Origin of the sequence: Lactobacillus sp. N54.MGS-719 (assembly GCF_000980505.1) — a bacterium.
Taxonomy (GTDB): domain Bacteria; phylum Bacillota; class Bacilli; order Lactobacillales; family Lactobacillaceae; genus Lactobacillus; species Lactobacillus amylovorus.
The window spans coordinates 1-5545 of the sequence record NZ_LARO01000069.1; the positions used below are offsets into that span (position 1 = coordinate 1).

Sequence of the window (5545 nt, forward strand, 5' to 3'; positions counted from 1 at the left end):
CGATTGCTAAGTCATGCTTCAAGTTCCAGTCCTTAGCTTCTTGAACGCCTAACTTTTCACCCAAAGCCTTAGCTAAAACGGCTTGCAAAGCAACTTGAGCAGTGTAGGCCTTAGTTGAAGCAACAGCGATTTCAGGACCTGCACCTAAAAGCATAGTGTAGTCGGCTTCACGAGAAAGAGTTGAGCCTTCAACGTTAGTCATAGTCAAACTTGGAATACCACGCTTGTTAGCTTCCTTCAAAACAACACGTGAGTCAGCAGTTTCACCTGATTGAGTCAAGAAGATGAAGAATGGGTGCTTGCTCATCATTGGGAAGTGGTAACCAGCTTCTGAAGCATAACCAACTTCGGTAGGAATACCAGTGTAGTGTTCAAAAATAGTCTTACCTACAAGACCTGCGTGGTAACTAGTACCTGCAGCGAAGATGTAAAGACGATCAGCCTTTGAAATAGCATCAACGATCTTTGAATCGACCTTTGGTTCACCGTTTTCGTCAAGGTAGTTTTGTGACATGTGACGCATAACGCCAGGTTGTTCATCGATTTCCTTTAACATGTAGAATTCGTAAGTACCCTTTGAAGCAGCGTTTGGATCGATGTTCAAAACGTGAGGTTCACGATCAACCTTCTTACCGTCAATAGTTTCGATAGTGTATGAATCCTTGGTAATGTCACCAACGTCACCATCTTGTAAGTCAACGAAGGTCTTAGTTTGATCAAGAACTGAAATAGCATCTGAAGCAATGATGTTAAAGCCATCGCCCAAGCCAAGCATCATTGGTGACTTGTTCTTAGCGATAAATACGTGATCTGGTTCAGTGTCATCAACAAGTAAGAATGCGTATGAACCCTTAACAAGCTTCAAAGCTTCCTTAAATGCTGAAAAGGTATCTAAGTTCTGGTCACGAGCAATCTTGCTGATTAATTGAACAACAACTTCAGTATCAGTATCTGAGTGGAACTTAACACCTTGTAAGTACTTTTCTTTTAATTCGGCGTAGTTTTCAATCACACCGTTGTGAACTAAGTAGAAGCGTTTGGTTTCATCAAAGTGAGGGTGAGCGTTGTCAACAGTTGGCTTACCGTGGGTTGCCCAACGGGTATGACCAATACCAACTAAACCTTGTTCATCTGGAGTTAACTTTTCTTTCAAGTTTGAAATACGGCCAACAGCCTTGGTTAAGTATTCGTGTCCATTTAAATCGTTTAAGTAAATACCAGCTGAATCGTAGCCACGGTATTCCAAATTAGTTAATCCATTTAAAATAATATCTCTTGCAGGCTTACCTACAACTCCAACAATTCCGCACATATTTTTCTCCTTTGGTCTAGTTCAATATTTCTTAATGGACTAGTTTGTTTTTATGATTACAGTAGTCATAATAGCCTTTTTAGCCAAAGTGGTCAAGTAATAATTCACAAAATTGGTATAATACTTTTGAAGGCAAAAAAATAGCTATCAGAATCGTTATCTGATAGCTATTTTTTATGCTGTTAATCTTTATTTGTTATTAACAATACCCTTGCCTTCGTAGCAATCTTTCATTAATTGAATGATTTGGCTAATAAGTGGAGCAGTTGGGTTAGTTACAGTGTTTTGGTCACCGTATGCTTCAACAGCTAATTCGTCAACTTTCTTGTCAAATTCAGCCTTGTCAACACCGTAGCCCTTGTAAGCCATCTTGATGCCAACTGATTCAGCCAAGTCGATGATCTTTTGGACAAGCTTTTCAACTAATTCGTCATCGCTTGAACCAGTCAAACCGATTGCTCTAGCAATGTCGGCGTAGTCACTTTTAGCACGGTAAACTGAGTAGTGAGGCCACATGGCAAGTTTTTCAGGACGCTTTGAGTTGAAGCGGATAACTTGTGGTAAAGCAATTGCATCACTTACGCCACTTGGAATATCGAAGGTTGATCCAACGGTGTGAGCGATTGAGTGTTCAAGGCCAAGGAAGGCGTTTGAGTATGCCATACCTGCAATAGTTGCGGCATCATGCATTTGCTTTCTTGCGTCAAGGTCGCCATCGTATGACTTCTTCAAGTTAGCGAAGATAGTTTTGATAGCTTCAAGTGACCAACCACGAGTGAAGTCAGTAGCCATAGTTGAAACATAACTTTCAATTGCGTGGCCTAATGCTTCAAAACCTGACCAAGCGATCAAACGCTTTGGTAAAGTTTGTACGAATTGGTCATCAACAATTGAAACATCTGGAGTTAAAGCATAATCACATAAAGTGTGCTTAATACCAGTCTTAGCATCGCTAATGATAGCAATTGGTGAAACTTCTGAACCAGTACCTGAAGTAGTTGGGATACATACAAGTTGAACGCCGTTAATCTTTGGGAAGCGAACTACTCTTTTTCTGATGTCCAAAAACTTTTGGTAAGCTTCCTCAAAACTCATTTCTGGGTTTTCATAGAACAAACGCATTGCCTTAGCAGCGTCCATTACTGAACCACCACCGATAGCAATCACAACGTCTGGCTTGAAGATGTTCATTCTGCGAACACCGTCTTTAATCACGTCAGTGTTAGGATCAAGAGTTACAGCCTTGAATACTTCGTATTCCTTTTGGCCACGGCGCTTTGAAATGATGTCAGTAATTTCATCAGCAAAGCCTTGATCAGCAACACCTTCATCAGTAACGATGAAGAAACGATTTACGTTTGGCATGTGACGTAAGTAGTTAGCTGCGTTGTGTTCGAAGTAGGTCTTAGAAGGAACCTTTACCCATTGCATGTTGTCGCGACGCATAGCAACTGTTTTGATGTTAAGCAAGTCCTTAGCACCAATGTTGTGTGAGAAGGTGTTGGCACCGTAAGAACCAGTACCTAAAGTAAGTGATGGCAACATGTTGTTGTAAAGGTCACCGATACCACCGAGGGCAGCTGGTGAGTTAACCAAGATACGGCAAGCATCCATCTTCATTGCAAATTCATCAATGATCTTCTTGTCGCTTGAGTGAAGACCAGCGGTGTGACCACGACCACCGTAATCAAGAAGTTCAGAACAAATTCTGAAGGCATCGTCATGATTCTTAGCACGGTACAAAGTGAATACTGGTGAAAGCTTTTCAGCTGAAAGTGGGAACTTTCTACCAACACCGTTGTATTCAGCAACGATTACCTTGGTGTTCTTTGGTACATCAACACCACAAAGCTTAGCAATTTCGTAAGCTGACTTACCAGCTACAGGACCTGCAACAGTACCACGTCTTGGGTCGATGAAGTGTTCTTCGAACTTCTTAATTTCTTCTTTGTTTAAGAAGTAGCAGTCCCACTTCTTGAATTCATCAACAACCTTGTCGTAAATTTCGTCGTCTACAACAACTGAATTTTCAGAAGCACAAACCATACCATTATCGAAGTTCTTTGACAAAACAATGTCATAAACAGCACGGTCGATGTTAGCTGACTTTTCAATGTAAGATGGACCGTTACCAGGACCAACACCAATAGCTGGCTTACCTGATGAATAAGCAGCCTTAACCATACCTGGACCACCAGTAGCCAAAATAGTTTGAACGCCTGGGTTATTCATTAAATCAGTAGTAGCATCTAAACTTGGTTCTTCAATCCATTGAACTGCGTCTGCTGGAGCACCAGCGGCAACAGCAGCAGCACGAATAATCTTACCAGTTTCTACACAACACTTTTGAGCTTGTGGGTGGAAGCCGAAGATAATTGTATTTCTAGTCTTTAAAGCAAGCATAGCTTTAAAAATAACAGTTGAAGTTGGGTTAGTTACTGGAGTAACACCAGCAATGACACCCTTAGGTTCAGCAATCTTGGTTAAACCTAATTCCTTGTCTTCCTCAATTACGCCAACAGTCTTTTCGTGACGTAAACTATTCCAAATATTTTCACTAGCGTACATATTCTTAGTAGTTTTGTCTTCTACCACACCACGCTTAGTTTCTTCAACGGCCATTTTAGCCAATGGATAAGCATTTTGTTCACCGGCAGTAGCAACTGCTTCACAGATCTTATCAACTTGTTCTTGTGTGAAGTTAGCCATTTGGTCTAATGCAACATGTGATTTCTTTACTAAGTTATCTACCATGTCGTAGATTTGCTTTTTCTTTTCTTCCTCTGTAAGAGTCTGTTTTTGTTGTGTCTTAGCCATTACTTATTACCTCTAAGATCTACTAATTCTTGTGAACTAATTTACAATGTCAACTATAGCACAATACTAACAAATGTAAATGTTTTAATTTATGATAAGTCAGGTTAACAATCTTTTTAGAGCATTTATATTTTTGATTTTGCGCCAATGAAAGCGCTTGTTAAATTATTTACTTTGTGAATTACCAAACTTATAATCACATGCTTTTTATAGATTTTTTAAATTTATCTGTTAAAGCTGGTGCAACTCCTTAACAATGATAAAATATTAAGTATATATGAAAATACGGGGGACCTTATATGAATGAGAAAAAATCGCAGACTGATTCTGGCTATAAAAGAACCCTAAGCAATGCACATATTCAATTAATTGCTTTAGGTGGAACAATTGGAACCGGACTTTTTCTAGGGGTTGGTGATAGTATTCACCGCGCAGGTCCTAGCGTTATTCTGATTTATATCATTGTAGGTATTTTCCTATTCTTGCTTATGCGAGCCTTAGGCGAAATGATTATGTCTGACCTTCATAAACACACTTACATTGATTTTATTGAACAATATCTCGGTAAAAATATCGGATTTATTACCGGATATCTTTATTGGATTAGTTGGATCACTTTAGGAATGGCAGAAACAACTGCCTTAGGAATTTATTTTGAATATTGGTTTCCAAATTTAAAACCATGGATTCCAGGATTAATTACAATTGCCGTTTTGTTGATCATCAATCTAATTTCAGCTCGTGTTTTTGGTAATTTGGAATTCAGTTTTGCCATTATCAAAATCGTGACAGTAGTTGCTTTTGTTTTATTGATCGCTTATCTATTAATCACTGGTGGTAAAACATCATTTGGTCCTGTTGCCTTTGCCAACTTAGATGATCACGGTGGTTTCTTTGCTAGAGGTACTAAAGGATTTTTGCAAGGTTTCCAAATGGTTATCTTTAGTTTTATTGGCGTTGAACTTATTGGTTTAACTGCTGCGGAAGCCCAAAATCCTAAAACTACCTTAAAGCGAGCAATTAATCAGTTACCTTTTCGTATCATTTTGTTTTATGTAATGGCAATCTTAGGTATTTTACTAGTGATCCCTTGGTCAAAGGTAGCAACTAATTCTAGTCCATTTGTACAAGCACTCGGTGCCACTGGCATTAGAAATGCAAGTTCAATCATTAACTTTGTTGTAATTTCAGCTGCAGTTTCATCAACTAACAGCTTTCTATATAGCGCTGGTCGTCTTCTTTTCTCTGTCACTTATGGTGGTCATGGAGAATGGAACCAAACCTTTGGACATCTATCTAGAAGACAATTGCCACAAAACGCTTTAATTTTATCCGCTTTATTAATGGCATGTGCACCTATTATTACTCTAATCATTGGCGATCAGGCCTTTAATTTTATTTCTTCCACTTCAACTA

General features: G+C 39.1%; 3 protein-coding genes. 1 reads left to right on the forward strand and 2 read right to left on the reverse strand.

The window, feature by feature from the left end; all coding sequences use genetic code 11:
• Together glmS and adhE are read right to left on the reverse strand one after the other, a co-directional pair.
• The coding region (gene glmS / locus WS44_RS08635; protein WP_046434039.1) for a glutamine--fructose-6-phosphate transaminase (isomerizing) at positions 1-1312 on the reverse strand (1312 nt) is incomplete at its 3' end.
• A 189-nt stretch (positions 1313-1501) separates the two neighbouring features.
• Entirely contained in the window at positions 1502-4129 is a 2628-nt protein-coding gene (gene adhE, locus WS44_RS08640; RefSeq protein ID WP_046434040.1) for a bifunctional acetaldehyde-CoA/alcohol dehydrogenase, read from the reverse strand.
• A gap of 299 nt (positions 4130-4428) precedes the next feature.
• Here adhE and WS44_RS08645 point away from each other — a divergent pair.
• Positions 4429-5545 (forward strand): amino acid permease (locus WS44_RS08645; RefSeq protein WP_046434041.1); only part of this gene is annotated, 1117 nt, incomplete at its 3' end.